Below are 26,292 nucleotides of genomic sequence, written 5' to 3'. Positions count from 1 at the left end.
GCCGCGGTCCCCACCGGCAGACCGGCGCGTAGGCACACCGCGAACAGATCGAAGGCCGCCGCGACCGCGAACGGGTCGTCGGCGGTGGGACCGGCACCGAGCCACCGCGGCGTGCGATCGGCCGGCGGTGGCGGATCGGTTACCCGATAGAGCAGCCAGCGCGGCGCGGGCCAGATCCACAGCGCGGCCGCGAGCAGCACCGCCGAACACGCAGTGCCGGTGAGGGCGCCGGCGATCAACGTGCCAGCACCTTGCCGGTGATGCGCTCGGACCAGCCGATCCCCGCGGCGACCAGAGCGCACCCGACCACCAACAGGATCCCTCCCAGGCCACCGCCGAGGAGGACCTGGATCGGACCCGCACCGGTCGCCTGACCCAGGGCGATCCCGAGCAATGGCAGACCGGCGAGGACCGCTGCCGTCGCCCGCGGTCCCGACAGTCCGGCTCGCGTCCGATCCGCGAAGCCACGCCGCGCCTGAAGATCCGAACGCACCGCACCGAGCAGGTCGCCCATCGGCAGGCCGCGGTCCTCGGCGATCTGCCAGGCCACGCCGATACGACGCCAGGACGCCTCGCCCGAGACCCTGCCCGCCAGGCCGGCCCCGGACACCGGGTCGATCACCGACCCGCCCAGGGCGGCCCGGAACGCCATCGACTCCAACCCGTTCGCGATCTCCGCTCCGGTGGCCGGGTCATGGGGCTCGCGACGACGGAGTTCGGCGACCGCGACCTCGCAGGCCCGGACCGGTGGCGCACCCACCGACAGTTCGGCGATCATCAGCGACAGCCCCAGGAGCAAGTCATCCGACTGGCGGTCGAGGCGCTTCTCGGCCGACCGCCGCCGACGTACCCACAGCACGACCGTCACGACGATCGCGGCAGCGACGGCGGCCGCCAACCCGCCGATCAGGAGCGCCCCGAACGGGACCGTCATCGGGATCAGCACGGCCGGAACCGATCTCCGGGCGGGGCGGGGTTGTCCGGACACCGTCTGGAGTCGGTGTCTCGCTCGCGGCGCGGCCGACAGCTGCAGCGCGACGCCCACGGCTCCCAGGACCAGCGCGACGGCGACCGGCGTCGACATCATCGTCGGTCCCCCGACACCGGCCCACGCCCGGCGACCAACCGGTCGAAGTGATCGCGCTCCGCCGTGAAACCGCTGTTCCGCAACCAGATCGGCACGATCGTCACGCGTCCGGCGTCGTCGCGCCGGACGACCCCGACCTCGGCGAGTCCGCGGGTCCCGCCCGCGTTGCGCGCCACGCCGAGCACCACCTGCAGTGCGGCACCCAGCTGACTGTGGAGAGCGTCGCGGGCCATGCCTCCGAGGGCGGCGAGGGCCTCCATCCGCGCCGGCACCTCCGACGTCGAGTTCGCGTGGACCGTGCCGGCGCTCCCGTCGTGCCCGGTGTTCAGCGCGGTGAGGAGGTCGATGACCTCACCGCCGCGAACCTCTCCGACGATGATCCGGTCGGGTCTCATCCGAAGTGCCTGACGGACCAGGGTCCGCACCGGCACCTCGCCCACGCCTTCGACATTCGACGCGCGCGCGACCAACCTCACCACCTGCGGATGGCGCGGGGCCAGTTCGAGCGCATCTTCGACGCAGACGACCCGCTCGCGCGGATCCATAGCTCCGATCAATGCGTTGAGCAGGGTCGTCTTGCCGGTCCCGGTACCGCCGATCACCAGGAATGCCAAGCGGTTCCGGAGTATGTCCCCGATGATCGGCACCACCTCGGACGGGATCGCGCCGCTCTCGACGAGGCTCGGCAGATCCTTGGACGCCGAACGCAGGACCCGCAAGGAGATACATGTACCGTCCGCGGCAAGCGGCGGGATGATCGCGTGCAGCCGCACGGTGTATCCGCGCCGACCGACGTTCGACAACTGCCCGTCGACCCAGGGCTGGGCGTCGTCGAGCCGCCGCCCGGCGCCCAGGGCCAGCCGACCCGCGAGGCGGCGTACCGACGCCTCGTCCGGGAAGCGGATCGTCGTCTGCTCGAGCCCGGATCCGCGGTCGACCCAGACCTCGTCGGGACCGGCGACCAGGATGTCGGCGATGTCGGGTTCGGCGAGGAGTTGCTCGAGCTTGCCCGCCCCGGTCAGCTCGGTCTGCAGGAAGCGGAGAGCGGCGAGCAGGTCGGTGTCACCCAGCACTCCCCCGGCCTCGGCGCGGATCGCGTCGGCGATGACGGCCGGACTCGGGTCGGCCGCGTCGGCGGCCAGTCGCGAGCGAACCCGGTCCAACAGCGCCTCGTCGGCCGGTCCGTCGATTCGCGCCTGGGTCACGACGCACGCTGGCGGCGCTCGGCGACCCTGGCGTGCACGGTGTGCGCCGCGCGTCCGAGCGGACTGCGAGGCCGCAACCGCAACGGACCACCCTCCAGCCGCCCCGCGAGACGGGGCTCCGGCCGATAGGCGGCGAGCAGTGGGAGTCCGATGGCATCCGCGACCTGTTGCGGACGCAACCCGCCGGGCGACGGGCCGCGCACCACCAGCTCGACGGCCACCTCGTCACCGACGACACGGTCGACGATGCGTCGAGCCGCGGCGCATCCGCCGACGGTGAGTGTGGTCACCACCACCACGACATCGGACGACGCGATCGCGGCGCGCACCACCGGCGCGTCGGACCTGGGCAGGTCGAGCACGACGAGATCACCATGAGTGTGCCCGGCGTCGATGACCGCGGTGACCGCGTCGACACTCAACCCGGCGCTCGGCAGGCGTTGTGAGGTCAACACCGCCAGGCCCTCGCCCGCGTTCGGCAGCGCCTGGTGGAGCGCCGTACCGCCGACGACGCCGCCGTCGAGCGAGAGATCCTGCCACCGCAGCCCGCGGCGGCGCTCGATGCCCAGCAGGAGATCGGCTCCGGCGCCCATGTCGTCGAGGTCGAGCAGAAGCGTGGGCGACTCGGCACCTGCCGACGTCAGCGCAACCGCCGCGGCCAGGGTCGACGCCCCGGCACCACCGTGAGCACCGATGAGCGCCACGACCCCCGCAGGTCGGCGTCTGGGCACCCGGCACTCCGTCAGTACCCGGACGAGGCGTCCTTCGTCGGCCGGGAGCGTCGACGCGTCCTCGATACCCAGTTCCATCGCCATCCGCCAGATGTGTGCTCCCGGTTCGGTCGCACTCACCAGTACGAGACCGGGTCGCCGAGGTGGGCGCACCCGGGCGAGAACGGCGATCGCGGACGGGTCGGCCGCRACGGCCCGGGCGGTCAGCCATTCGCGACGGCAGTCGTCCGCCGGCGCGCTGAGCACGTGGTATCCGGCTGCGGCGGCGCAGCGTGCGACGTCGTCGTGGAGGTCGGGGTCTACGAGAACCAGGAGTTCATCGGGCATGCGGCCGATCATCCGGCAGATGAGCGTTCCGACGGGCGGGATCGCGGGCGGTTGGGGATGGCGACGAAGGCTGTGGACAAACTCGCGCAACCGGCGGGATCTCGGGATACAACAGACCCCAGACAGAGGACAACCCCGGCCAGGGGGGGGGAGGAGGCCGGGGTCGTCACGTTTCAGCCCCGGGGGGTCGGGCTGAAACGCACCGGTATGAGAACCGGGTACCGATGACTATACACACGGGTTTGGATTATTTGCAAGCACAACAATCCTATTCACTAATGTCCGTTCTACTGCGGAGTAACCAGGAGATCGAATGCGACGCCCGTTCCGGGCGCCCATTCGGGAATCGCGATTCAGGTCCGCGAATCGCGCAACGTCTTTGCAACGTTCCCGCTCGAGGCCGCCGAATGCCCTGACCGGACACCCACCACCCCCGAACCGCCGGCAAATTCCGTCGAAGATGCTGCGTCACAGAGTTATTCGTCGCCATCCGCAAGTTGTTCAACATTCCGACGCCGAACGCTTGATGTGATCGGCGTCACGGTGTAGAACAGTGGTTACGGAATCTCGGAAGGCCAAGTTCGATCCGGAAGAGAAGGAACGGACCCCCACGCCGAGCACTTCCCAGCACGGGCGGCAAGCACCCACGCGGAGCACGCCGCATATGGCAAAAGTGTTGTGCGCCTGCGACATCACAGTCAGGACGACCGACCGCCACCACTCGATGCGCCACCGCCTTCCTCTCGTGAGGCGCCAGGCCCGAGAGGAATGGCCCACAGCTGGCAGCACGTGGACGGTCAGTAATCCCGACTCGCGATCAATCGCCGAGGCGGTGACCACAACCCACCAAGCACGCTTGGTAACTTGAGTCCGTGCTACGCGGGCGGCAACCGCGTCGTTTACGACGCCGGCGGCCGCCCGCAGTGCTGTCCGGGCCGGGTTCGAGACCTCGCGAGACTAACCCGACCGGGCCGCGTCCGCAATCGACTTCGCCTCGGCCGCACCGGCTTCCAGAGCCTCGCAGCAGAAGATGATCCAGTCCCGCAGGCCCGACTCGGTACCCGCCCCGAAGTTCGTCGCCAACGTGCGGTACTCGCCTACCCGCTTGAACCAGGTCACCTCCGGCACGCCGAGGCAGTGCGGGTCCAGCCCGGTCGCGGCGCCGACGAGCCGGGACGCGGCACGAGCGACGACACCGTTGGCAGCGGGGAAGGCGTTCACCGCCAGCAGCTCGCCGTGCACCACCGCCACGAGCACCGGCGCCGGGACCGAGGTGGCGCCGGTTGTCAACTGCCCCAACAAGTTGAGACGTTCGGCGACATCCGTCCCACTTCGGGGCCGCCCGAGATCTTCCGGGTCGTCGACGAGGTCGGCGGCGGCGAGGGTGTGCAACCTCGCCAGCGCCTGTGCGGGTGCTCGGCGGATCACCGAGGTGAGTGTGAGCAGAGAATCGCCGTCGAGGGCCTGCGACACCCGCATCGCGCCGGCGAGGATCGGGTCGTCGAAGTCGCCATCGCGTCGGAGCTCGACACTTCCGCCGTCGATCGCGGCCGAGGACCGGCCCGCCCGCCACGACGCCTCGGTGGCGGTCTTGTCCCATCCCCGCAGGTTGGCGGGGTGCCGGTGCACTACGGACAGGGCATCCCGTGCTCGATCGGCGGCGGCGGCGACGCCGGGCAGCTCCAGCAGGGGCAACAGTGGGTCGGTGGTCACGAACCGACGATAGTTGCGGCCGCGGACCGCTCACCAGGTCGCCCTCGGTTCGGTCGATCAGGGCTACGGATTCGGACACCCACGGTGTCAGCCGAATGGGCGCCGATGATCCATTGTTAGTCACCGTTTCAGATAATGCGCACCTGTAATTGTTCACGGTGTTCGTCAGTTGACTGACTGAAACGCATCGCTCCCGACGTCGGCGCGGTCCAGAGGGCATTCCGACCGCTCGTCGCCGCTTACCCGCCGTTCGTCGCCAATCGGCCGCGCTCACATACCGGACGGTTCCAGCCTAGACCGCGACGTGACTACGCTCACACTGATTGCCCGTTCTGACGCCAGGTCACCCTACTGTTGAGTGACCGCCGTCGACAGCGAAAGGCCCTTGTCACCGATGTCCTCCACCGTCCAGGCATTTCCTCCCTCCGACGAGTTCGCCGCCCAGGCCAACGGCACCGCCGAGATGTATGACCATGCCGATGCCGACCGCCTCGAGTTCTGGGCCGAGCAGGCCCGGCGGCTGGACTGGGCCACCGAGTTCACCACCACCCTCGACTGGTCCGACGCCCCGTTCGCCAAGTGGTTCGTCGGAGGCAAGCTCAACGTCGCGGTCAACTGCGTGGATCGGCACGTCGCCGCAGGCAAGGGCGACCGCGTCGCCATCCACTGGGTCGGTGAACCCGGCGACACCCGCGACCTCACCTACAGCCAGCTGCTCGCCGAGGTCAGCAAGGCCGCCAACTACTTCTCGTCCATCGGGCTGGTCGCCGGGGATCGCGTCGCCATCTACATGCCGATGGTCCCCGAGGCCCTGATCTCGATGCTCGCCTGCGCCCGCCTCGGCCTCACCCACTCCGTGGTCTTCGCCGGCTTCTCCTCCGGAGCGCTGCGCTCCCGCGTCGACGACGCCGAGGCCAAGCTCGTCATCACCACCGACGGACAGTACCGCCGTGGCCAGCCGGCGCCGTTGAAGACCCAGGTCGACGAGGCGCTCGGCACCGGCGACGACGCCGCGGAATCCGTCGAGAAGGTCCTCGTCGTGCGTCGTACCAACCACGACCCCGACCTGAACTGGGTCGAAGGCCGCGACGTGTGGTGGGAAGACACCGTCGACGAACAGTCGGACACCCACGACGCCGAGGCCTTCGATGCCGAACACCCACTCTTCCTGCTCTACACCTCGGGCACCACCGGCAAGCCCAAAGGCATCGTCCACTCCTCCGGCGGTTACCTCACCCAGGTCAGCTACACGTTCCACTACGTCTTCGACCACAAAGAAGGCCGCGATGTCTTCTGGTGTGGCGCCGACATCGGCTGGGTGACCGGCCACTCCTACCTCGTCTACGGTCCGCTCTCCAACGGCGCGACCGAGGTCGTCTACGAGGGAACCCCCAACTCCCCCAACGAACACCGCCACTTCGAGATCATCCAGAAGTACGGCGTCACCATCTACTACATCGCGCCGACCCTGATCCGCACCTTCATGAAGTGGGGACGGGAGATTCCCGACGCCCACGACCTGTCCAGCATCCGGCTGCTCGGCAGCGTCGGCGAACCGATCAACCCCGAGGCCTGGAAGTGGTACCGCGAGGTCATCGGCGGCAACTCCGCGCCCATCGTCGACACCTGGTGGCAGACCGAGACCGGCGCCATCATGATCTCGCCGCTGCCCGGCGTGACCGCGACCAAGCCGGGATCGGCGATGAAGCCCCTGCCCGGTATCAGCGCCAACATCGTCGACGACCAGGGCAACCCGGTCGGCGCCGGTGAGCAGGGCTACCTCGTGCTCGACCAGCCGTGGCCGTCGATGCTGCGCGGGATCTGGGGCGACGACGAGCGTTTCCGCGACACGTACTGGTCACGGTTCGCCGAGCAGGGCTGGTACTTCGCCGGCGACGGCGCCCGCTACGACGAGGACCACGCACTCTGGGTCCTCGGACGCGTCGACGACGTCATGAACGTCTCCGGCCACCGCATCTCCACCGCCGAGGTCGAGTCCGCGCTCGTCGGGCACTCCGGAGTCGCCGAAGCCGCGGTCATCGGCGCCGCCGACGAGACCACCGGCCAGGGCATCGTCGCCTTCGTCATCCTGCGCGAGGGCGTGGAGAACACCGGCGACCAGCTGATCGCCGAACTGCGCCAGCAGGTGTCGGTGGAGATCTCGCCGATCGCCAAACCCCGCGAGATCAACGTCGTCCCCGAACTGCCCAAGACACGCTCGGGCAAGATCATGCGCCGCCTGCTCAAGGACGTCGCCGAAGGCCGCGAACTCGGCGACACCTCCACCCTCGTCGACCCCTCGGTCTTCGAAGCGATCCGCGCGAAGAAGGCCTGAGGCCGTTCGAGTTCTCCAGGGCCTGCCGACCTGAGGTCGGCAGGCCCTGCCCGTCTTCGCGCCACTCCATTCGACGGGTGGCTCGCCACCCCATTCGACGGGTGGCTCGCCACCCCATTCGATGGGTGGCTCGCCACCCGGACCGCCCGCGCATGGCAACATATGGCCATCAGCCGAACAACGGAGGATTCTGTGAGCCCCAACGAGCACGGCCTGCCCGACGCGGGCCGGGACTCCGTCCCGTCGATCCCGCTCTCCGACGCCAACGCCGGCCGCAACGGCGAGCCGACGATCGGAAGCCTGGTCAAGGACGCGACCGCCAGTGTCTCCACCCTGTTCCGATCCGAGGTCGCGCTCGCCAAGGCCGAGCTGGTCACCGAGGCCAAGAAGGCGGGCGCGGGCACCGGGCTGCTCATCGTCGCCGGTGTGATGGCGCTCTACGCGAGCTTCTTCTTCTTTTTCTTCCTCGCCGAACTGCTCGACGAGTGGGTCTGGCGCTGGTTGGCGTTCCTCATCGTGTTCCTCATCCTGGTGGCGGTCACCCTGATCGCCGCGTTCGTCGGATACCTGTTCTTCAAACGCGTGCGCGGACCCGCGAAGACGATCGAGACGGTCAACGAACTGCCGACCGTCCTGCCCCACCGCGGCGCGGCGCACGACACCACCACGCACCCGAGAATCCCGCCCGCCCGCGAAGGGTGATCCGTGAGCGAGGAGCCCGACCCCTCGACCGTTCGTCTCCCGGGTGATTGGGAGCATCTCGACGTCCGCGCCAACGGAGTCCGTTTCCACGCCGTCCAGCCCGCCGGCGTTCCCGCCGATGACCGCCCGCTGGTACTGCTGCTGCACGGTTTCGGCGAGTTCTGGTGGAGCTGGCGACATCAGCTGACCGCGCTCACCGACGCCGGCTTTCGCGCCGTCGCAGTCGACCTCCGCGGCTACGGCGACACCGACAAACCACCGCGCGGCTACGACGGCTGGACCCTGGCCGGCGACACCAACGGCCTCGTCCGCGCGTTCGGRCACACCCGGGCCACCCTGATCGGACACTCCGACGGCGGCCTGGTCTGCTGGGCGACCGCCGCGCTGCACCCACGCGTCGTCGACCGGATCGTCGTCATCGCGTCCCCGCACCCCCGCGCCCTGCGTCGACGCGTGTTGCGCGACAAGGCACAACGCGCACAGTTCTTACCTCTGTTCCTGCGCAACCAGATCCCCCGCCTCGGTGAACGGCAGGTCACCCGCGACGACGCGGCCTTCGTGTCCGACTACTTCGCGGAACGGTCGTCTGCCCCCTGGCGCGGTGAACCCGACTACGCGCACACCGTCGAACTCAACCGGTCGGCCATGCTGATCCCCAACGTCGCGCACTGCAGCCTGGAGTACCGGCGCTGGGCGTTCCGTTCGCAGTTCCGGCCCGACGGCGCCCGCTTCATGGAACTGATGGACCAGCGGCTGCATCTCCCCGTGCTGGCCCTCCGAGGCCGCGACGACCCGTACATCCTCGACGACGCGATTGCCGACAGTCACCGATGGGCCGCGCACCAGACGTATCGGCAGGTCGAGGGCAGCGGCCACTTCGTCCATCAAGAACAACCGGCCACGGTGACCGAGCACATCCTCGAGTTCCTACGCCACGAACCCGCACCCACCGCCGACGTCCCCCGCCGATCGGCCCGCAAGGTCAGGCGAGGACGCAGCGTTGCGTACTCACCCGCTCGCTTCGTCGCTCGGATTCGTCGAAGTCGGAGCGCACCTGGCGGGCGGTGAGCACGAAACCGGTCTCGTCGGCGGCATTCTCGGCCGCGCCGAAGACCACACCGAGCACCTCGCCGTCCGAGTTCAGCAGCGGCCCACCCGAATTGCCCTGCCGAATCAGACCACGGACGGCGTAGACCTCACGGGTCACCTGCCCGGTCCGGTAGATGTCGTCACCGGTGTGGGCGAAGACCGCACGCACCCGCAGCGGACTCACATAGAACGGTCCGGCCTCGGGGAAACCGAGTGCGATGGCGTCGTCCCCGGTCGACGCGGGGCGTGAGGCGAACCGCAGGGCCGGCGCCCGGAGGCCCGGGACGTCGAGCACCGCGATGTCGTTCTCGCTGTCGAAGAGCACGACGCGCGCCGGGAGCTGCGCCCCCGTCGAGGTCTGGACCTCCAGCCGTTCGGTGCCCGCGACCACGTGCGCGTTCGTCATGACGCGCTCCGGAGAGACGACGAACCCGCTCCCCTCGAGAGCCTGTCGGCAGCTCGGTGCCACGCCCTCGATCTTCACCACGCTGGGACGCGCCTGCGTCACCACCGGCAGTTCGGCCAGCGCCTGATCGGGAGGGTCGACGTTCGTCGACGGGGTGCTGACGAACGGGAGCTTCGGGAGTCCCGAACTGTCCAGGAGCGCCTTGAAGTCGTCCGGGATGTCGTCGACCCACTGCGGCGACACCGCGTCGACCCCGGTGAGCACCTTCGAGTCCCGAACCGCCCCGGCGATCGCCGGGTCGGCGGACTCGCGCAGCGGGATCGCCAGCAGGCCCGCGGCCAGCAACACCGCGACCACCTGCAAGAGCGAGCCGACTCCGCTGTCGACGGCGCGCAGCCCGGGCGACCGGATGCCACCGCGAGCCGCACGTCCCAGAACCATGCCGGCCACCTCGCCGACGACCACGAGCACGACCAGCACCAGAATCCCGGCGAGCACCCGCACCTGCAGATCGTCGAACTGCTCGATCAGGCGGGGCGCGAGCAGCAGACCGGCTACGGCGCCGAGTGCGACTCCGATGAACGCCAGGGCCGAGGCGACCGCACCCGACCGGTACCCGCTGGCCGCCGCGAGCAGGGCGATGCCGATCACGATGATGTCGACCCACGTCGAGCCGGTCATCGGGTACCTCCGGGCTCGGCGTTACCGGCGTCGACCACGTCGCGGTCGTCCGGGTGCAGCTCCGCGAACCCGGATTCCTGCCGGCTCCCGGCGAGCTCGATCATCTTCTCCAACGAACGAACGTCGGCGGAGTCCCACGGACGGTCCCAGCCGGACACCTCGCTGATGGCGGCGATGAGCCCACCCGTGAATCCCCAGACGAGCAACTGGTCGACGAAGAACGCGGGCCCCTTGTAGACGATGCCGACCGCCTTGCGGCGGACCTGGAACCGGTTGTCCGGGTTCAGCAACTCGCGCAGTTTGATCCGGTCCACGCGCGCGGTCTCGCCTTGGTCGACGACGCGCACCTCGCTCGGGCGGTGCCAGTAACCGATCACCGGGACGACGTCGAAGCCCGAGACCCCGACGGGAAAGCTCGGCAGGGTCGCGAGGATGGTCACCCCGGATGCGTCGAGGCCGGTTTCCTCGGCCGCCTCGCGCAGCGCGGTGCCCACCGGGAAGTCGTCGCCGGGATCGGCCGCGCCCCCGGGGAACGCGACCTGCCCGCTGTGCTGGCGAAGGGTGGGAGCGCGCTCGGTCAGCAGGACCTCGGCGTCGGCCGGCACCCCGCCGGGATGATCGTCGGCCGACTCCCACGAACCCGAGAACAGGATCAGAACGGCCGCCGACCGGGAGTTGGTCGGCAACATCGACGCCCAGCGCGATCGATCCCCGCCGCGGTTGTCGACGCTTTTCCTGACGGCGCTGACATCGTCGGTCAACGCCCGCAGCCACGGCGGGATCTCGTCCCTCGGGACCAGCGGTCCCGCATCGGCGCGCGAACGCCCGCTCATATCCGCACGCCCAGATGCTCGGCCACCGAATCGGCGATCTCCTCCGGACTGTCGAAGACACCGGGATAGACCTCGGCCACCGTGCCGTCGGGTCGAAGGAAGACGGTCGAGGGGAACACCCTGGGCGCGTTGATGGCCGCGGCCACCTTTCCGTCGAGGTCGAGCACGGACGGCAAGCGGACTCCGATCTCGGTGAGCAGCGTCAGCGGGAAGAACGGGTTGCTACCGCCTTCCTTGGCGTGCAGGGCCAGCACGGTGACCCGGTCGCCGGCCCGCGCGGCGAACTCCTCGAAGTAGGGCAGCTCGGTCTTGCACGGACCGCACCACTGCGCCCAGACGTTGATGACGAGCGGCCGGCCGGCCGTCGAGGCACCGAGGTCGTAGGGCGCTCCGGTGCTCAAGCAGGGTTCGACGACGCCGTCGAGGACGGAGTCCGGCGACTCCGGCAGTCCGGTGACCGGGCAGTCCGGCAGGTCGGCGGTGCTGCGCGCCTCCGCCAGACGCGCCTCGTCCACCGGCGCATCGATCGGGCGGACTCCACTCGACGAGGGCGGTGCGCTCGACATCGGCGACGGATCGTCCCCGCGCGGCCAGATCGCCACGATGAGCGCGATCATCACGACCACGAAGACCACGGTCCATCGCGCGGCGGGCGGGAAACGAGAACCCCGGGGCGACGCCGGGCCGCTTGGTTCGCTCACGGGGCCGCGATCCCGGCCAGCGCGAGGAGATGCTCGGTCTCCGGCCCCTTCACCAGGGCCGCGGCCTCGGTCTTGTCCATCGGTCCGGTGCCCACCGACGGACAGTCCTTGGCGAGGACGCACACCCCACACGCCGGCTTGCGCGCATGACACACCCGTCGGCCGTGGAAGATCACCCGGTGCGACAGGTCCGTCCACTCCCGCCGCTCGATCAGCTCGCCGACGGCGTGCTCGACCTTCACCGGATCGGTCTCCTCGGTCCACTGCCAGCGCCGGACCAGGCGGCCGAAGTGGGTGTCGACGGTGATGCCTGGCACACCGAAGGCGTTGCCCAGCACCACGTTCGCGGTCTTGCGCCCGAACCCGGGCAGCGACACCAGATCCTTCAGATTGTCCGGGACCTCCCCGTCGAACCGCTCGACGAGCGCCTGCCCGAGTCCGATGATCGAGTTCGCCTTGTTCCGGTAGAAGCCGGTGGGACGGATCATCTCCTCGAGCTCGGTGCGGTCCGCCCCGGCATAGTCCGCGGCCGTCCGATACCTGGCGAACAGCGCGGGGGTGGTCATGTTCACGCGCACATCGGTGCACTGCGCCGACAGGATCGTCGCCACCGAGAGCTCGAGCGGGTCGGTGAAGTCGAGTTCGCAGTACACGTGCGGGAAGGCGACCTGGAGGGTCCGATTCATCCGCCGAGCGCGCCGGACCAATCCGAGATGGGTCTCCTGCTTGCGTGCCGGGGTCGGTCCCGCGGCCGCAGACTTGCGTGCGCTCACCTGATTCAGGTTAGCGATGCGCACGGCGAAGCCCGATTCCGCTGGCCCCCGACACGGGGCGAAGCACTCTCACACACCCCCTGAATGGAACATCACCGCAGGTCAGAACCGCGTGTTCGCCCTGGGCGAAGGGCTGGTCACGGCCACATCGGCGTGCTCACGCGCAACCTACGGTCAGGTAACAAGTCAATGACGGCGGCCCTCTCGATGCGGTTCCGGGCGGGTCGATTGTGTTTACTTGTCCCCATGCACGGTCTCGCGGCGCTGCTGTTCCCGGCTGTACTCATGTTGTTCGCCATGGGCATGGACAAGGTCCAGTCCCGGATCGACCGCTCGGCGGTCTCACGCGATGAGGTGGAGGACTTCCTCGACTCGGCCGACGCCCAGAACGTCCAGACCCTCGCCCGCGAGGGCATGCCGGCCGCGCTCGACGAACTCCGCGACCGACGGGTCACCCGTCACGAATCAGCGGTGTCCGGCCACACCGAATCGCCGCAGCGGGCCAGCTGACCGGCCGTCGCCACCCCCGCTTCCGTACCGCCCGACCACCGCGTCGACACTCCGCCAATCGGACACACCCGCAATGAGCTTCCAGTGACCCATCCAACACATATGCTTGTGCGCGGGGTAGCGTAGCCAACGGCGCGATCTGACGCGGGCTGTAGAGAGATTCGAGAAAGGTTCCCTAGGTGGAAGAAGTACTGGCGCGGGCGGGCATATTCCAGGGCGTCGAGCCCTCCGCCGTCGCGGCGCTGACCAAGCAGCTTCAGCCCGCCGACTTCCCTCGCGGACACGTGATCTTCCACGAAGGCGAGCCCGGCGATCGGCTCTACATCATCATGTCCGGCAAGGTGAAGGTCGGCCGACGCTCGCCCGACGGACGCGAGAACCTGCTGACGATCATGGGCCCGTCCGACATGTTCGGCGAACTCTCCATCTTCGATCCCGGCCCCCGTACCTCGTCGGCGACGACGGTCACCGAGGTCCGCGCGGTGTCGATGGACCGTGACGCGCTGAAGGCGTGGATCAAGGACCGTCCGGAGATCGCCGAGCAGCTGCTGCGCGTGCTGGCACGCCGCTTGCGCCGCACCAACAMCAATCTCGCCGACCTCATCTTCACCGACGTGCCCGGTCGCGTCGCCAAGCAGCTCCTGCAGCTCGCGCAGCGCTTCGGCACCCAGGAGGGCGGCGCGCTGCGCGTCACCCACGACCTGACCCAGGAAGAGATCGCCCAGCTCGTCGGCGCATCGCGCGAGACCGTCAACAAGGCGCTCGCCGACTTCGCCCAGCGCGGATGGCTGCGCCTCGAGGGCAAGAGCGTGCTCATCGCCGACTCCGAGCGTCTCGCGCGCCGCGCGCGCTGACTCGAGTTCACCACGAAGCCGCTCGCTCCTCCGGGAGTGGGCGGCTTCGCTTCTCCGCGCTCCCTGAGGTGCGAGCGAAGCGAGCCTCGAAGGGTCAGGCCTCGCGCAAATACTCCAACTGCGCCTTCACCGACATCCGCGCGGCGGGCCACAGCTTCTTGTCGACGTCGGAGTACACCTTGCGCACCACCTTCATCGGCTTCGCGTCGCGGGCCGAGACACCCATCGTGTCCAGAGCGGCGACGATCTGGTCGATCCGCTCCTCGCGATGCGCCTTGTAGTACCGCGCGACGGGGCCCAGATCGGGATGGTCCGGACCGTGCGCCGGGAGCAGTGCCGCTCCTTCCCCTTCGACGATCAGACGGTTCAGCGAGTTCAGATAGTCGCGCAACCCGCCGTCGGCGGGATCGAGCACGGTCGTGCCACTCCCGAGGATCGTGTCGCCGGTCAGGACCGCACGTTGTCCGTCGTGTTCGACGAGGAAGCTGACGGAATCCCCCGTATGTCCCGGGGTGAACAGCACCGTGATCCGCAGACCCGCGGCCTCGATCACCTCACGATCCCGCAGTGGCGCCCCGTTGCGGCAGTGCTTCTCCAACCGAGCGCGTACCGGCGCACCCGTGCGCTTGTGCAGGCGCGACACCCCGCCGGTGTGGTCGAAGTGCCGGTGGGTCACCAAGACCAGTGCGACCCCGGGCAATTCGGCGAGGCGCCGGGCGTGGTGTTTGTACTTCGGCGGTCCCGGGTCGATGACCACGCATTCCTCGCTGCCGGGAGCGCGCAGCACGTAGGTGTTCGTGCCGTCGAGTTCCATCATCCCCGAGTTGTCGCACAGCAGGACCGACGCGAAGGGGGTCACTTCCCGCAGCACCCCGTAGGCAGGGTGCGTGGGTGCGGCGTCGTTCGGTGAGCTCATGGTCCCCGAGCCTATCCACTCGGTGCGAGGAACCGGGCGAAGCCCGACGATCCGACCATGCCGAGTCGATCCCCGGGTCAGACCCCGCCGACCGTTGCACCGTTCACGGACTGCTCGCTGGCCGACCCGTCCACCACCGTGGGCGCCACCTGATCCTGCAGGCTGCGCAGCAGCGCGGCGCCCTGGGTGATCACACCGGTCATGATCTCGTTGACGCCCTCGGCCCCGTTGTACACGGTGAGGTTCGCGGTGCTGAGGCCCTTGGCGACCTCGCCGACAAGCGTGGGCAGGGCCTCGATGAGCTGCTGATCGAGGGCGATGCGGTTGTGCTGTGCGGCGGCCGCCGACTGGATCTCGACCGCCTTGGCCTCCGCCTCGGCGATGATCTGTCGTCGTAACGCCTCGGCCTCGGCCGGTTTCACCACTTCGGAGATCAGCTCCTGCTCACGCAGTTCGGCCTGCGCCTGCGCGAGCACGGACTGTTCGCGGATGACCTCCTGGTTGACCCGCGCCTGCGCGAGCGGACCGGCCTGGGCGGCTTCGGCATTGGCCTTGTCGGTCTCGGCCTTGATCGCAGCCCGCTTGATCGCGGTCTCCCGCTCGTAGTCGGCCTGGTTCCGCAGCGACTCCTGCTGCGCCTTCGCCGACTCCTGGTCGGCGCGAGCACGTTCGACCGCCGCCTCGCGCTGCACCTTGGCGATGTTCGGGGCAGCCAGCGCGTTGATGTAACCGGAATCCATGTCGTCGATCGACTGGATCTGGAACGAGTCGACGACGAGACCGATCGATCCCATCTCACGCTTGGACGCGTCGAGCACCTGACGGGCCAGGGTGTCGCGCTCGCGGATGATCTGCTCGACGGTCATCGAGCCCACGATGGAACGCAGGTGACCCGAGAAGATCTGTCCGGTCAGTTGATTCATCTCGTTCTCCTGCTCGGAGATGAAGCGCTGTCCGGCGTTGACGATCGACGCCACGTCATTGCCGACCTTGTGGGCGATGACCGCCCGCACGTTGAGTTGGATGCCCTGGGTCGTCACACAGACCTCTCGGATAGTCGCCTCGTGCAACGCCATCGACAGGAAACGGACCTTCCGGAAGAAGGGCATGACCCACTTCCCGTGCCCGACGACGACCACGAATGGCGCATCGTCGAAGTCGGACTTGGCGCCGGAGATCAGCATCGCCTCATCGGGTTCGGGAACGTAGTAGCCGAGCATGGTCTCTCCTCGAGCGGCAGGCGATATGTGTCGACGTCAGATCCTGCCGCATCCGGGACCTTTCGACGATCGGTTGTTCACATGGTTCGGTTCGCCGTGCCGGGGACCGGTACCCATGGCTCGACATCGACGACTCGGCCGGAACGTTCGGCGATGACCAGAACGGGCGCGTCGAGCCCGATCGGTGCGGCGGCGCGGGCGAGGAACCGCTCGGTTCCGCCGGCCAACGGCAGTTCGATCTCCCCGAGGAGTTCGCCGCCCGGTATCGACATCGTCACCGTCCCGGTACGCCCGACGAGTTGCGATGCTGCCATCCGACGGCCTCCCCAGTGTCCCCGATCCGTGTGTCGAACCCTAGGCCATGGCGGTCCGTCGTCGGTCGCGGACACCGTCGAGCACCACGTAGGCCGCCGTGAGCACCGCGATCACGGCGGCGCCGAGCACCAGAACCCCGTAGCCGAAGGCCCCGACGACGAGTCCGGAGAGCGCGCCCGCGGCCGCGCCGGCCAGACTCATCGCGGTGTCCGAAACCCCCTGCGCCGGTGCGCGTCGCGCGGTGTCGACACTGTCGGTGAGGAGCGTGGAGGCCGCCACCGTCGACGCCGACCATCCCACGCCGAGCAGGACCAGCGCGACGACGAGACCCGTCTGCGATTCCGCGAAGACGAATCCGACGACGCAGCTGACGACGAGTGTCGCCTGACCGCCGAGGATCACCGGGATCCGGCCGGTCCGGTCGGCGAGCAGGCCCATCACCGGTGCGAGCGCGTACATCCCGGCGATGTGCGCGCTGATCGACAGGCCGACCAGCGTCACCGAGGCGCCCCCGTGATGCATGTGGACCGGCGTCAGCGCCATCACCCCGACCATGACCGCGTGCGCCGACACCACCGCGGCCATCGCGGCCCGCGCCGGCGGCGAGTGCGTGATCGCCGAGAGCCCCTCGGCCAGCGACACTTTGACACGACCCCCGTCCGTTTCGCAGGTCACCACGACCAGCGGGTCGGGGCGGAGGCCGACGAACAGCACGGCCGCCGCCCCGAAGCACCCGACCGCACCCACGAGGAACGGACCCGACAGATCGGCCATCGCGAACCACCCGGCGACGGTGGCGCCGATCGGGACCACCGCCGGCCCGATCACCGCGCCGACCATCGTCGTCCACACCACGAGCGAGAGGTCGCGGCCACGAGTGCCGGCCGACGACAGATCCGTTGCCGCGAAACGTGCCTGCAGGCTCACCGCGGTGCCCGACCCCACCCCGGCCATCCCGACGAGCATCAACGCGAACCAGCCGCGATCGACGGCGGCGGCCACGACCAGCGAACCGGCCCCGGCGATCACCAGGCCCGTGGTCAACGCGGGACGCCGCCCGCGTCCGGCGGCCAGGGACGCCAACGGGAGACCGGCGGCCGCGGCCCCCAGCGTGACCACGGTCGTCGGTATGCCGGCGAGGGACGCCGTTCCCGACAGTTCCTCACCGAGGATCGCCCCAAGCGCCAGGGCTCCGCCCATCGACAGGCCGGCCAGGATCTGGGCCGTGCACAGCAGGACGATGGTCCGCCGTTGCAGAGCGACGTTCTCACTCATGATCGCGGACGACCGGGTCTGCTCCGCATCCGCAGCGAATTGATCGTGCCGAGAACACCCGCAGCGAGTGGGACCACCAGCGCCACCTGTAGCGCGACCGGCCGGACTTCGGTGTTGATCCGGATGATCTCGTCGCTTACGTCCGTGGGCTGCCCGGCCAGCAACTCGGTCAGTTGTGTATTGCTCATGACCTGTGCGTCGTCGTCGAGCACCTGCGCCACCCGCTGCTGTTCCGCGGGCGCCAGGACCTCGCTGGACTCTGCCTCGCGCGCGAATCCGAAGGCGAGCGAGGCCAACAGGATCGCACCGGCACTCGCGAGTCCGAAGGACAGACCGAATGATCCGGCCGCAGAGTTGGTTCCGGCCGCCTCGCTCACACGCTCGTCGCTCATCGGCCCGAGCGTGTAGTCGTTCAGCTGCGAGACGAGCAGCCCCAGGCCGGCACCCGCCACGACGAGTGGCACGACGAGACCCCAGCCGAAGTCCGCCCGCGGCACGATCGGGAGCAGAACCCCGACCCCGAGCGTGAGCAAGCCGAAACCGATGAGCACCAACGTCGACGGGGGCCGGGTGTGTGTCCGCCGACCGGCGACCAGCGCGACCGCGAACATGCTGAGCGACAGGGGCGCCAGGGACAACCCGGCCTCCATGGCGTCGTACTCGAGGACCATCTGCAGATAGATCGGCAGCGAGATCATGATGCCGCCGAGAGCGATCTGCTGCAGCAACTGCTGGCTGACGCCCAGGCGGAACGGCTTGGAGCGAAACAGGTCCGGGTCCAATAGCGTGGGCCGCCCGGCGCGCCGCCGGCGGGTCAGCCACCAGGTCAGTCCGCCCAGACCCGCGGCACCCAGGACCAGCAGGATGCCGACGGCCTCACCGCCCTCCTGCCAGACGAGGATCCCCAGCACGATCCCACCCATTCCCAGCACCGAGAGCAGAGCACCGACGGGGTCGACTCCCCGTGGACCCGTGTACTCGACGTCGCGGACCAAACCGATGCCGCACAACACGATCGCGATGATGACGACCTCACCGACGAAGGCGATCCGCCAGGACAGGTATGTGGTGATGAAACCGCCCAGGAGCGGGCCGACGGCGGCCGCGATCGCGGCGGCGGCGCCCACGAGGGCGTAGACCCGCTTCTGGTCGCCGCCGTGAAAGTTGCCGTGTACCAGCGACTGCATCGCGGGCAGGAGCAGGGAAGCCCCTATCCCGCCGACGATCGCCCAGAAGACGATGATCGTCGTGAGACCTTGTGCGAGCGCCATGGCCGACGCGCCCACGGCATAGGCGAGCAAACCGATCACGTAGGCCCGCCGGCGACCGATCAGATCCCCGACCTTGCCCCCGATCAGGATGAACGCGGCGGACACCAACGCCTCGAGCGCAATCGCCGACTGCACACCGCTCACGGTCGTGTCCAGATCACGGACCACCGCCGATATGGACACATTCATGAACGAGGTGTCCACGACGAGAACGAACATCGCCATCGCGAGGAGCAGCGCGAGGACCCGCTGCTTTCCCGACAGCGGCGTCGCGGCCTCGGAAGCCGTCGAATCGCTGATGATGCACCGCCTCTACGACGATCGGGTCGCGACCCGTCCGCTGCGGGGTCGACGAGGAGAGCATAGTTCGGCCGATGCCGTTCCACAGCGCTGTCCGCCGAGTCCGGCCACCTCAGCCGACGATCAGGTCGTACCCGAGCTTCCCCACCATCACGACGACGACGGCCAGCAGGACCCACCGCACGAACGAACTGCCGCGGCCGATCGCCATGTGCGAGCCGATCTGGGCGCCGACGATGTTGGCGACGGCCAGGCCGAGACCCAAGAGCCACAGCACATTTCCCTGCAGGCCGAAGACCGTGAGGGCGCCGAGGTTGGTACCGGTGTTGATGACCTTCGCCATCGCCGAGCTCTCCAGGAAACTCGTCCCGACCAGCGCGGTCAGGCTGATGATCAGAAAGGTACCGGTCCCAGGACCCATCACCCCGTCGTAGAAGGCCACGACGACACCGGCCAGCACCAGACCCGCGATCGTCGAGACGCGCGAGCGCGGTCCCGTCGACGCGTCAGTCCCGAAGCCGGGATTGAGCGCGACGAACAGTCCGACCCCGACCAGCATGACCAGCACGATCGGCGTGAAGATCTCGGTGGGCAGGACGACGGCCACCGTCGCGCCGAGGGCCGAGAAGACGAGCGCCGCAACGAACACCGGGATCAGGCGACGAAGATCGATCCGGACGTGTCGCACGTAACGCCACGCTGCCGACGCGGTCCCGAAGACCGCCGCCAGCTTGTTGGTCCCCAGGGCCGTCGCGATCGGCAACCCCGGCTGGGCGATCAGCATCGCCGGGATCAGCACGAGGCCACCGCCGCCGACCACGGCGTCGACCCACCCGGCCGCGGCGGCCGCCGCGATCAGCAGCGCGACGTCCAACGGAGACGTCAGGCCACTTCGACGATCAGTTCCACCTCGACCGGTGCACCGAGCGGGAGTTCGGCGACGCCGACAGCGGACCGGGCGTGCACGCCGGCGTCGCCGAAGATCTCACCGAGGACGTCCGACGCCCCGTTGATCACCGCCGGCTGCCCGGTGAAACCCGGTGCGGACGATACGAACCCCACGACCTTGACCACCCGGACGACCGAGTCGATCCCGACCAGCGCGTGGATCGCGGCGAGGGCATTGAGCGCACAGACCCGAGCTGCCGCAGTCGCCTCATCCGGCCGAACGACGCCTTCGGCGCCCTCATGGACCTTGCCCCGCGCCGACAGTTCGCCGTCGACGATGGGCAGCTGTCCCGAGGTGTAGACGAGGTTGCCGGTGCGCACGGCCGGGGTGTAGCTCGCCACCGGTGGCACCACCGACGGGAGTTCGATGCCCAGTTCGGCCAGACGATCGGTCCACGTGGTCGCCATGGTCAGCCCTTCGGTCGCTTCAGGTAAGCGACGTGCTGCTCGCCGGTGGGACCGGGCAGAACCGAAACCAGTTCCCAACCGTCTGCGCCCCACTGATCGAGGATCTGCTTCGTGGCGTGCGTCAGCAGCGGCACGGTCACGTATTCCCACGCGGTCACTTCACTCATGGACTCACCCTATCTGGCGACGGTCAATGGATAAGGTGTTGCGGTGGCCAACGAACAGGGCTCACGATCCGGGTCGGGCGAGGCGCTCGATTCCGGCGTGACAGACAACTCCTCCGTCGCGCGCGAGAACGAGTGGCCGGCGGCCGCCGCGCGCGCTCGCCTGCACTTCGTGACGGGCAAGGGCGGCACCGGCAAGACCACGATCGCCGCGGCGCTCGCACTCGCGCTCGCCGCCGACGGCAAGAAGGTCCTCCTCGTCGAGACCGAGGGTCGCCAGGGCATCGCGCAGGTCTTCGACATCCCGCCGCTGCCACCCACCGACACCCGCATCGCGACCGCCGAGGGCGGTGGCGAGGTGTCCGCGCTGGCCATCGACATCGAGCACGCCCTTCTCGAGTACCTCGACATGTTCTACAACCTCGGCTTCGCCGGCCGCGCGATGAAGCGGATCGGCGCGATCGACTTCGTGACTACCGTCGCTCCCGGACTCCGCGACGTCCTGCTCACCGGCAAGATCAAAGAGCGCATCATCCACACCGACAAGCAGGGCAACCGCGTGTACGACGCGGTGGTCGTCGACGCGCCGCCGACCGGCCGGATCGGCAATTTCCTCGACGTCACCCAGGCCATGGCCGACCTCGCCAAGACCGGCCCGATCCGCAACCAGAGCGAAGGTGTCGTCCGCCTGCTCCACTCGGAGGAGACGATCATCCACCTGGTGACGCTCCTCGAGGCGATGCCGATCCAGGAGACGATCGAGGCGATCGACGAACTGCGGGGCAAGAACCTCAACCTCGGCAGTCTCGTCATCAACCGCGTCAGCGAACCCCATCTGCCCGCCGAGGTGATCGACGAGATCGCCGAAGGTCGGGTCGACGCGGGGCGTGTCGAGGACGGCCTCACCGCCGCCGGACTCAAGCTCGCCGACGGGGACCTGGCCGGCCTGCTCACCGAGACGATCGAGCACGCGACCCGCCTGCAGGCGCAGCAGATCGCCAAGGCGCAGCTCGACGAGGTGGAGATGCCGACGCTCGAACTGCCGTCCCTCGGTGACGGCGTCGACCTGGGGTCGATCTACGAGTTGGCCGACCTCCTCCAGAAAGCGGGTGCGTGATGCCACTCGATCTCAAGATGGGCGCGGTGCTCACCGATCCCGCGACCCGCGTCGTGATCTGTTGCGGCGCAGGCGGAGTCGGCAAGACGACGACTGCTGCCGCGATGGCGATGTACGCCGCCGAACAGGGCCGGACCGTGGCCGTGCTGACGATCGACCCGGCCCGGCGCCTGGCGCAGTCGCTCGGGATGTCCGAACTCACCAACGACCCGCAGCCGGTCTCGATCGACGGCAAGGGCACGCTCGACGCCATGATGCTCGACATGCGACGCACCTTCGACGAGATGGTGCTCGAGTACTCCACTCCCGAACGCGCCGAGGCGATCATGCAGAACGCCTTCTATCAGACGGTCGCCTCGTCGTTCTCCGGGACGCAGGAGTACATGGCGATGGAGAAGCTCGGCAAGCTCCTCGAGCAGGACCACTGGGACCTGATCGTCGTCGACACCCCGCCGTCGCGCAACGCACTGGACTTCCTCGACGCCCCGCAGCGGTTGGGGTCGTTCCTGTCCGGGCGTCTGATGAAGGTGCTGGTCGGCGGCGGCCGCGGCGTCGGCCGGATGGTGACCGGCGCGATGAGCCTGGCCATGCGTGGTGTCTCGACGATCATCGGCGGCGAGATGCTCCGCGACGTGGCGACCTTCGTGCAGTCACTGGACTCGATGTTCGGCGGCTTCCAGGACCGCGCCGCGAAGACCTATGCCCTGCTGAAACAGCCGGGCACCCAGTTCGCGGTGGTGGCTGCGGCCGAAGCCGATGCCCTGCGGGAGGCCGCGTTCTTCGTCGACCGCCTGTCCGAGGAGTCGATGCCGCTTGCCGGACTGATCCTCAACCGGACCCACCCGAACCTGACGTCGATCCACGAGGAGGCAGCGCTGGTCGCCCTCGAATCGGTCAACGACGAACTAGCTCGCGGTGTACTCCGGATTCACGCGGATCGGGCCGCCACCGGGAAGCGCGAACTCCATCTGCTGCAACGGTTCACGGCGTCGCACCCGCGGGTGCCGATCGTCGGGGTCCCGGCGCTGCCGTTCGAGGTGGCCGATGTGACCGCCCTGCGCGCGGTGGCCGAGCAGATCACCGGCCGCGGCTGATCACCGAGCGCGACCAGCAGTCACCCGCTGGTTGAGCAGGCGAGGAGCGTGCGACGAGCCTGTCCCCCGCTGGTTGAGCAGGCGAGGCGTGCGCCGAGACCGCACCCTGCTGGTTGAGCAGGCGAGGAGCGTGCGACGAGCCCCCCGCTGGTTGAGCAGGCGAGGAGCGTGCGACGAGCCGTGTCGAAACCACACTCGACACGGCTCGGCGGAGAAGAGGTCAGACGGCGTCGCGATGACGCCGGCGCTGCGCGGCGAAGAACGCCGACCAGGACGTGACCTCGGGGTGCTGGCGGAGGAGTGCGCGACGCTGACGTTCGGTCAGTCCGCCCCAGACGCCGAACTCGACGCGGTTGTCGAGTGCATCGGCACCGCATTCGAGCTGCACCGGGCAGTGGCGGCAGATCGTGGCGGCTTTGCGCTGGGCCGCGCCCCGCACGAACAGATCATCAGGGTCTCCCCCTCGGCAACGCGCCTGAGCAACCCACGCCAAGCGATCCTCTTCGTTGGAAACTGCCGCTGTCGCCATCCGCCACCCCTACCTGTCGTATCTGCGTAGCTGCGAGAACGTCTCAACCTCGCTGCTCAAGCCACATTTGCAGCGAACTGTTAAGTGAGTCACATTCTGCACTCAATCTAGGGATCTGTGCTTGGGGGCGCAACCCCTGGAGCGAACAAAGTGGGACAACCGTGCAAACTCACCCGAACGGACGGCCCGCGGACGGCGGCCTCCGGCACCTCCGCCCGGCGACCCGCGGGCACCCCGACCGTCGGCTCGGGACCACGCTGCGCCGATGCCGCGGGCGAGGCAGGACGATGTTCGGAACCAACGCACGTATCCTGTCGGGGTGATGTCGAAGAAACTGTGGTCGCTGGCGTGGGCGATCCTGCTGGCCGGAGTTCTCGTCGCCGGCCTGCTCTACCCCGTGGCCAGCGGAATCGGCGTCGTCTCCAACCGGGCGGCGGCCGCTGTCGAGAACGTGTCCTCCGAACTGCTCAACGGCACGTTGCCGGAGGTCACCACGATGACCGACGTCGACGGGAAGCCGATCGCGGTGCTGTTCGACCAGTACCGGTATCAGGTCGGCTACAACGACATCTCGCCCGACATGATCCGGGCGATCATCTCCGTCGAGGACCGCCGGTTCCTGGAACACGACGGCGTCGACTGGAAGGGCACCATCCGTGCCGCGCTGAAGAACTCGTCGTCGGGCGAGGTCCAGCAGGGTGCGTCGACGCTCGACCAGCAGTACATCAAGAACTATCAGCTCCTGGTGCTCGCACGGACCGAGGCGGACCGCCAGGCCGCGATCGAGACCACGCCCGCGCGCAAGCTCCGCGAGGTGCGCATGGCGCTCACCCTCGAGCAGACCCTGATCGACCAGGCCAAACGCGACAAGGGACTCGACGACGCCGCCGCCAAGCAGGAGGCGAAGAAGCAGATCGTCACGCGGTACCTGAACGTCGTCCCGTTCGGCAACAACGCCTACGGCATCGAGGCCGCCGCGCAGACCTACTTCGGCATCCCCGCCAAGGACCTGCGGGTCGAGCAGGCCGCGTTGCTGGCCGGCATGGTGCAGTCCAGCTCCGCGCTGAATCCGTACTCGAACCCCGAAGCCTCCCTCGCGCGCCGGAACATCGTGCTGGACACGATGATCGACAACTTCCCGGAACGACGCGCCGAGCTCGTCGCGGCCAAGGAGGCACCCCTGGGCGTGCTCCCGAGTCCGCGGACCCCGACCCAGGGCTGCATCGCGGCCGACAACAACGGCTTCTTCTGCGACTACGCCCTGCAGTTCCTGGCCGAGAACGGCATGTCCCGCAATTCGGTCCTGCGCGGCGGCTACATCATCCAGACCACGCTCGACCCCGAGGTCCAGCGCTCCACGGTCCGCGCGGTGAAGAGTCAGGCCAGCCCGACCGCCGACGGCGTCGCCGACGTGATGAGCACCCTGCGTCCGGGCAAGAAATCGCACGACGTGCTCTCGATGGCGTCGAGCCGCGACTATGGTCTCAATCTCAACCGCGGCGAGACGATGCAGCCGCAACCCTTCTCGATGGTCGGCGACGGTGCCGGGTCGGTATTCAAGATCTTCACAGTCGCCGCCGCGATGGAGAAGGGTCTCGGCGCCGGCTCCACCATCCCCGTCCCCGGGTCCATCGCCGTCGAGGGCATGGGCAACAGCGGCGGGGCGAACGGGTGTCCCGCCAATGCGTACTGCGTCAAGAACGACGGCCGCTACCCGGCGTCGATGTCGGTGACGAACGCCCTGGCACAGTCGCCGAACACCGCTTTCGTGAAGCTGCTGCAGCAGGTCGGCGTCAAGCCGGCGGTCGACATGGCCGTTCGCCTGGGCCTGCGTTCGTACACCATCCCCGGGTCGTCGGGTTACGGCGAGAAGAGCATGGCCCAGTACGTCAAGGACGGGAACTTCGGCTCCTTCACCCTCGGCCCGCTACCGCTCAACGGCCTCGAGCTCGCCAACGTCGCCGCCACCATCGCGTCGGGCGGCACCTGGTGCCCGCCCAACCCGATCAAGTCGATCAGCCAGATCAAGCGGGACCAGTACGGCAACCCCGTCATCGGACCGGACGGCCGGCGCGCCCTGACCGCGGTGCCGTTCACGCCACCTCCGTGCGAGCAGGTCGTGGACGAAGGCCTGGCACACTCGCTGGCCAACGCCATGAGCAAGGACGACGTGGGCGCCGGCACCGCGGCCGGTGCCGCGGGCTCCGCGGGCTGGACGCTGCCGATGTCGGGTAAGACCGGCACGACGGAAGCGCACCGCTCCTCGGCATTCGTCGGGTTCACCAACCAGATCGCCGGCGCCGCGTACGTCTACAGCGACGGCCCGAACCCGCAGGGCGTCTGCAGCAGTCCGCTGCGCTCCTGCTACGACGGCGACCTCTACGGCGGCATGGAACCGGCGCGCACCTGGTTCCAGGCCGTCAAACCGGTGGCGACGAAGTTCGGCCCCGTCAACCTGCCCCCGATCGACCGCGAGTACTGGAACGGCAGCGACCGGGGCCGTATCCCGCAGGTCAGCGGCCTGCCCGCCAGCGAGGCCACATCGCGCCTGCAGGGTGCCGGGTTCAAGGTCAGCGAGCTCGACGTGGACAGCGGACGCCCGCAGGGCACCGTGGTCTTCACCGCACCGTCCGACTCGGCCATGCCCGGCAGCACCGTGACGATCTACGTCAGCAACGGCCGCCGCGCCGGCGGGGACGAGGGCGGCCCCACCGAGACCACCGTCGTGGTACCCGGTGTCGGCCCGGTGGTGATCCAGCTACCCGGCTGACCCGCGATCAGACAATCG

At 68.9% G+C, this 26,292-nt stretch carries 25 protein-coding genes and 1 pseudogene; 8 read left to right on the top strand and 18 right to left on the bottom strand.

The annotated features are described in order from the left end of the window. From A9310_RS11300 to A9310_RS11280, 5 genes and pseudogenes are all read right to left on the bottom strand, one after another. Positions 1 to 236: pseudogene (locus A9310_RS11300) on the bottom strand (type II secretion system protein F); the annotation flags it as partial. After that, the gene (locus A9310_RS11295) at positions 236 to 1,087 is read right to left on the bottom strand and encodes a type II secretion system F family protein (RefSeq protein ID WP_065630687.1); all 852 of its coding nucleotides are present in this window, start codon (positions 1,085 to 1,087) and stop codon (positions 236 to 238) included. The pseudogene A9310_RS11300 and the gene A9310_RS11295, both read right to left, overlap by 1 nt. Continuing rightward, positions 1,084 to 2,292 carry a TadA family conjugal transfer-associated ATPase gene (locus A9310_RS11290; protein ID WP_078111775.1) on the bottom strand — a complete coding sequence of 403 codons (1,209 nt, stop codon included), beginning with the start codon at positions 2,290 to 2,292 and terminating at the stop codon, positions 1,084 to 1,086. Before A9310_RS11290 ends, A9310_RS11295 begins: the two co-directional genes overlap by 4 nt. Continuing rightward, positions 2,289 to 3,350, bottom strand: coding sequence for a septum site-determining protein Ssd (gene ssd / locus A9310_RS11285; RefSeq protein ID WP_065630697.1), 1,062 nt, complete (start codon positions 3,348 to 3,350; stop codon positions 2,289 to 2,291). Before ssd ends, A9310_RS11290 begins: the two co-directional genes overlap by 4 nt. Positions 3,351 to 4,307: 957 nt before the next feature. Next, positions 4,308 to 5,063, bottom strand: coding sequence for an oxidoreductase (locus tag A9310_RS11280; protein ID WP_065630686.1), 756 nt, complete (start codon positions 5,061 to 5,063; stop codon positions 4,308 to 4,310). 394 nt (positions 5,064 to 5,457) lie between these two features. Between A9310_RS11280 and acs the strand changes: the two genes are divergently transcribed. The 3 genes from acs (at position 5,458) to A9310_RS11265 (ending at position 9,168) form a co-directional block, all read left to right on the top strand. Continuing rightward, the gene (acs, locus tag A9310_RS11275; RefSeq protein ID WP_065630685.1) at positions 5,458 to 7,398 is read left to right on the top strand and encodes an acetate--CoA ligase; all 1,941 of its coding nucleotides are present in this window, start codon (positions 5,458 to 5,460) and stop codon (positions 7,396 to 7,398) included. 192 nt (positions 7,399 to 7,590) lie between these two features. Then, entirely contained in the window at positions 7,591 to 8,100 is a 510-nt protein-coding gene (locus A9310_RS11270; protein ID WP_065630684.1) for a phage holin family protein, read from the top strand. A 3-nt stretch (positions 8,101 to 8,103) separates the two neighbouring features. Further along, positions 8,104 to 9,168: an alpha/beta fold hydrolase gene (locus A9310_RS11265; protein ID WP_065630683.1), complete on the top strand. Its 1,065-nt coding sequence runs from the start codon at positions 8,104 to 8,106 to the stop codon at positions 9,166 to 9,168. On the opposite strand, the gene A9310_RS11260 is transcribed toward A9310_RS11265, so the two are convergent. Genes A9310_RS11260 through nth form a run of 4 tightly spaced genes read right to left on the bottom strand, consistent with a single transcriptional unit; the run spans position 9,083 to position 12,496 of the window. Then, complete coding sequence (locus A9310_RS11260) at positions 9,083 to 10,276, bottom strand: MarP family serine protease (RefSeq protein ID WP_065630682.1); 1,194 nt, start codon at positions 10,274 to 10,276, stop codon at positions 9,083 to 9,085. The two genes, A9310_RS11265 and A9310_RS11260, sit on opposite strands and share 86 nt — an antisense overlap. Continuing rightward, positions 10,273 to 11,109: a CoA pyrophosphatase gene (locus A9310_RS11255; RefSeq protein WP_065630681.1), complete on the bottom strand. Its 837-nt coding sequence runs from the start codon at positions 11,107 to 11,109 to the stop codon at positions 10,273 to 10,275. Before A9310_RS11255 ends, A9310_RS11260 begins: the two co-directional genes overlap by 4 nt. After that, the gene (locus tag A9310_RS11250) at positions 11,106 to 11,810 is read right to left on the bottom strand and encodes a TlpA disulfide reductase family protein (RefSeq protein ID WP_065630680.1); all 705 of its coding nucleotides are present in this window, start codon (positions 11,808 to 11,810) and stop codon (positions 11,106 to 11,108) included. The genes A9310_RS11255 and A9310_RS11250 overlap by 4 nt, the downstream gene beginning before the upstream one ends. Then, positions 11,807 to 12,496 carry an endonuclease III gene (gene nth, locus A9310_RS11245; RefSeq protein WP_223258841.1) on the bottom strand — a complete coding sequence of 230 codons (690 nt, stop codon included), beginning with the start codon at positions 12,494 to 12,496 and terminating at the stop codon, positions 11,807 to 11,809. Before nth ends, A9310_RS11250 begins: the two co-directional genes overlap by 4 nt. 333 nt (positions 12,497 to 12,829) lie before the next feature. On the opposite strand from nth, the gene A9310_RS11240 reads away from it, so the two are divergent. Together A9310_RS11240 and A9310_RS11235 are read left to right on the top strand one after the other, a co-directional pair. After that, positions 12,830 to 13,093 (top strand): hypothetical protein, encoded by a 264-nt coding sequence (locus A9310_RS11240; RefSeq protein ID WP_058251089.1) that lies wholly within the window; start codon positions 12,830 to 12,832, stop codon positions 13,091 to 13,093. A 179-nt stretch (positions 13,094 to 13,272) separates the two neighbouring features. Further along, positions 13,273 to 13,947: a Crp/Fnr family transcriptional regulator gene (locus A9310_RS11235; RefSeq protein ID WP_065630679.1), complete on the top strand. Its 675-nt coding sequence runs from the start codon at positions 13,273 to 13,275 to the stop codon at positions 13,945 to 13,947. A gap of 94 nt (positions 13,948 to 14,041) precedes the next feature. On the opposite strand, the gene A9310_RS11230 is transcribed toward A9310_RS11235, so the two are convergent. From A9310_RS11230 to A9310_RS25600, 8 genes are all read right to left on the bottom strand, one after another. Then, the gene (locus A9310_RS11230) at positions 14,042 to 14,863 is read right to left on the bottom strand and encodes an MBL fold metallo-hydrolase (protein WP_065630678.1); all 822 of its coding nucleotides are present in this window, start codon (positions 14,861 to 14,863) and stop codon (positions 14,042 to 14,044) included. Positions 14,864 to 14,940: 77 nt separating this feature from the next. Continuing rightward, on the bottom strand, positions 14,941 to 16,083 hold the full coding sequence (locus tag A9310_RS11225) for a flotillin family protein (protein ID WP_065630677.1): 1,143 nt from the start codon (positions 16,081 to 16,083) through the stop codon (positions 14,941 to 14,943). Between the two features lie 77 nt (positions 16,084 to 16,160). Continuing rightward, positions 16,161 to 16,397: a hypothetical protein gene (locus A9310_RS11220; RefSeq protein WP_058251086.1), complete on the bottom strand. Its 237-nt coding sequence runs from the start codon at positions 16,395 to 16,397 to the stop codon at positions 16,161 to 16,163. A gap of 40 nt (positions 16,398 to 16,437) precedes the next feature. Continuing rightward, positions 16,438 to 17,673: an MFS transporter gene (locus A9310_RS11215; protein ID WP_065630676.1), complete on the bottom strand. Its 1,236-nt coding sequence runs from the start codon at positions 17,671 to 17,673 to the stop codon at positions 16,438 to 16,440. Further along, complete coding sequence (locus A9310_RS11210; RefSeq protein ID WP_368072716.1) at positions 17,670 to 19,169, bottom strand: MFS transporter; 1,500 nt, start codon at positions 19,167 to 19,169, stop codon at positions 17,670 to 17,672. Before A9310_RS11210 ends, A9310_RS11215 begins: the two co-directional genes overlap by 4 nt. A 187-nt stretch (positions 19,170 to 19,356) precedes the next feature. Continuing rightward, the gene (locus A9310_RS11205; RefSeq protein WP_065630674.1) at positions 19,357 to 20,118 is read right to left on the bottom strand and encodes a TSUP family transporter; all 762 of its coding nucleotides are present in this window, start codon (positions 20,116 to 20,118) and stop codon (positions 19,357 to 19,359) included. A gap of 8 nt (positions 20,119 to 20,126) precedes the next feature. Beyond that, entirely contained in the window at positions 20,127 to 20,600 is a 474-nt protein-coding gene (locus A9310_RS11200; protein ID WP_058251083.1) for a RidA family protein, read from the bottom strand. Between the two features lie 2 nt (positions 20,601 to 20,602). Then, entirely contained in the window at positions 20,603 to 20,767 is a 165-nt protein-coding gene (locus A9310_RS25600) for a DUF4177 domain-containing protein (protein WP_004022081.1), read from the bottom strand. A 43-nt stretch (positions 20,768 to 20,810) separates the two neighbouring features. Between A9310_RS25600 and A9310_RS11195 the strand changes: the two genes are divergently transcribed. Together A9310_RS11195 and A9310_RS11190 are read left to right on the top strand one after the other, a co-directional pair. Continuing rightward, entirely contained in the window at positions 20,811 to 21,881 is a 1,071-nt protein-coding gene (locus tag A9310_RS11195) for an ArsA-related P-loop ATPase (protein ID WP_058251082.1), read from the top strand. After that, on the top strand, positions 21,881 to 22,975 hold the full coding sequence (locus A9310_RS11190) for an ArsA family ATPase (protein ID WP_065630673.1): 1,095 nt from the start codon (positions 21,881 to 21,883) through the stop codon (positions 22,973 to 22,975). The genes A9310_RS11195 and A9310_RS11190 overlap by 1 nt, the downstream gene beginning before the upstream one ends. 220 nt (positions 22,976 to 23,195) lie before the next feature. Here the strand turns inward: A9310_RS11190 and A9310_RS11185 are convergent, their stop codons facing one another. Further along, a complete protein-coding gene (locus tag A9310_RS11185; protein WP_004022078.1) occupies positions 23,196 to 23,504 on the bottom strand; it encodes a WhiB family transcriptional regulator in 309 nt (102 codons plus the stop codon). A 322-nt stretch (positions 23,505 to 23,826) separates the two neighbouring features. Here A9310_RS11185 and A9310_RS11180 point away from each other — a divergent pair, with 322 nt between their 5' ends. Further along, positions 23,827 to 26,274 (top strand): penicillin-binding protein, encoded by a 2,448-nt coding sequence (locus A9310_RS11180; RefSeq protein ID WP_065630672.1) that lies wholly within the window; start codon positions 23,827 to 23,829, stop codon positions 26,272 to 26,274. The last annotated feature ends 18 nt before the right edge of the window (positions 26,275 to 26,292 follow it).

Source organism: Gordonia sp. UCD-TK1 (assembly GCF_001691435.1).
GTDB classification, from domain to species: domain Bacteria; phylum Actinomycetota; class Actinomycetes; order Mycobacteriales; family Mycobacteriaceae; genus Gordonia; species Gordonia hongkongensis.
This window is presented reverse-complemented; position numbering and strand designations above follow the sequence as displayed.

Excerpts from the sequence above, each read along its gene's own strand:
- A9310_RS11215 (WP_065630676.1), bottom strand. The coding sequence starts at position 17,673 with ATGAGTGAGAACGTCGCTCTGCAACGGCGGACCATCGTCCTGCTGTGC.
- nth (WP_223258841.1), bottom strand. The coding sequence starts at position 12,496 with ATGAATCGGACCCTCCAGGTCGCCTTCCCGCACGTGTACTGCGAACTC.
- A9310_RS25600 (WP_004022081.1), bottom strand. The coding sequence starts at position 20,767 with ATGAGTGAAGTGACCGCGTGGGAATACGTGACCGTGCCGCTGCTGACG.
- A9310_RS11260 (WP_065630682.1), bottom strand. The coding sequence starts at position 10,276 with ATGACCGGCTCGACGTGGGTCGACATCATCGTGATCGGCATCGCCCTG.
- A9310_RS11295 (WP_065630687.1), bottom strand. The coding sequence starts at position 1,087 with ATGATGTCGACGCCGGTCGCCGTCGCGCTGGTCCTGGGAGCCGTGGGC.
- A9310_RS11255 (WP_065630681.1), bottom strand. The coding sequence starts at position 11,109 with ATGAGCGGGCGTTCGCGCGCCGATGCGGGACCGCTGGTCCCGAGGGAC.
- A9310_RS11240 (WP_058251089.1), top strand. The coding sequence starts at position 12,830 with ATGCACGGTCTCGCGGCGCTGCTGTTCCCGGCTGTACTCATGTTGTTC.
- A9310_RS11230 (WP_065630678.1), bottom strand. The coding sequence starts at position 14,863 with ATGAGCTCACCGAACGACGCCGCACCCACGCACCCTGCCTACGGGGTG.
- A9310_RS11220 (WP_058251086.1), bottom strand. The coding sequence starts at position 16,397 with ATGGCAGCATCGCAACTCGTCGGGCGTACCGGGACGGTGACGATGTCG.
- A9310_RS11210 (WP_368072716.1), bottom strand. The coding sequence starts at position 19,169 with ATGGCGATGTTCGTTCTCGTCGTGGACACCTCGTTCATGAATGTGTCC.
- A9310_RS11200 (WP_058251083.1), bottom strand. The coding sequence starts at position 20,600 with ATGGCGACCACGTGGACCGATCGTCTGGCCGAACTGGGCATCGAACTC.
- A9310_RS11180 (WP_065630672.1), top strand. The coding sequence starts at position 23,827 with ATGTCGAAGAAACTGTGGTCGCTGGCGTGGGCGATCCTGCTGGCCGGA.
- A9310_RS11185 (WP_004022078.1), bottom strand. The coding sequence starts at position 23,504 with ATGGCGACAGCGGCAGTTTCCAACGAAGAGGATCGCTTGGCGTGGGTT.
- A9310_RS11190 (WP_065630673.1), top strand. The coding sequence starts at position 21,881 with ATGCCACTCGATCTCAAGATGGGCGCGGTGCTCACCGATCCCGCGACC.
- A9310_RS11225 (WP_065630677.1), bottom strand. The coding sequence starts at position 16,083 with ATGCTCGGCTACTACGTTCCCGAACCCGATGAGGCGATGCTGATCTCC.
- acs (WP_065630685.1), top strand. The coding sequence starts at position 5,458 with ATGTCCTCCACCGTCCAGGCATTTCCTCCCTCCGACGAGTTCGCCGCC.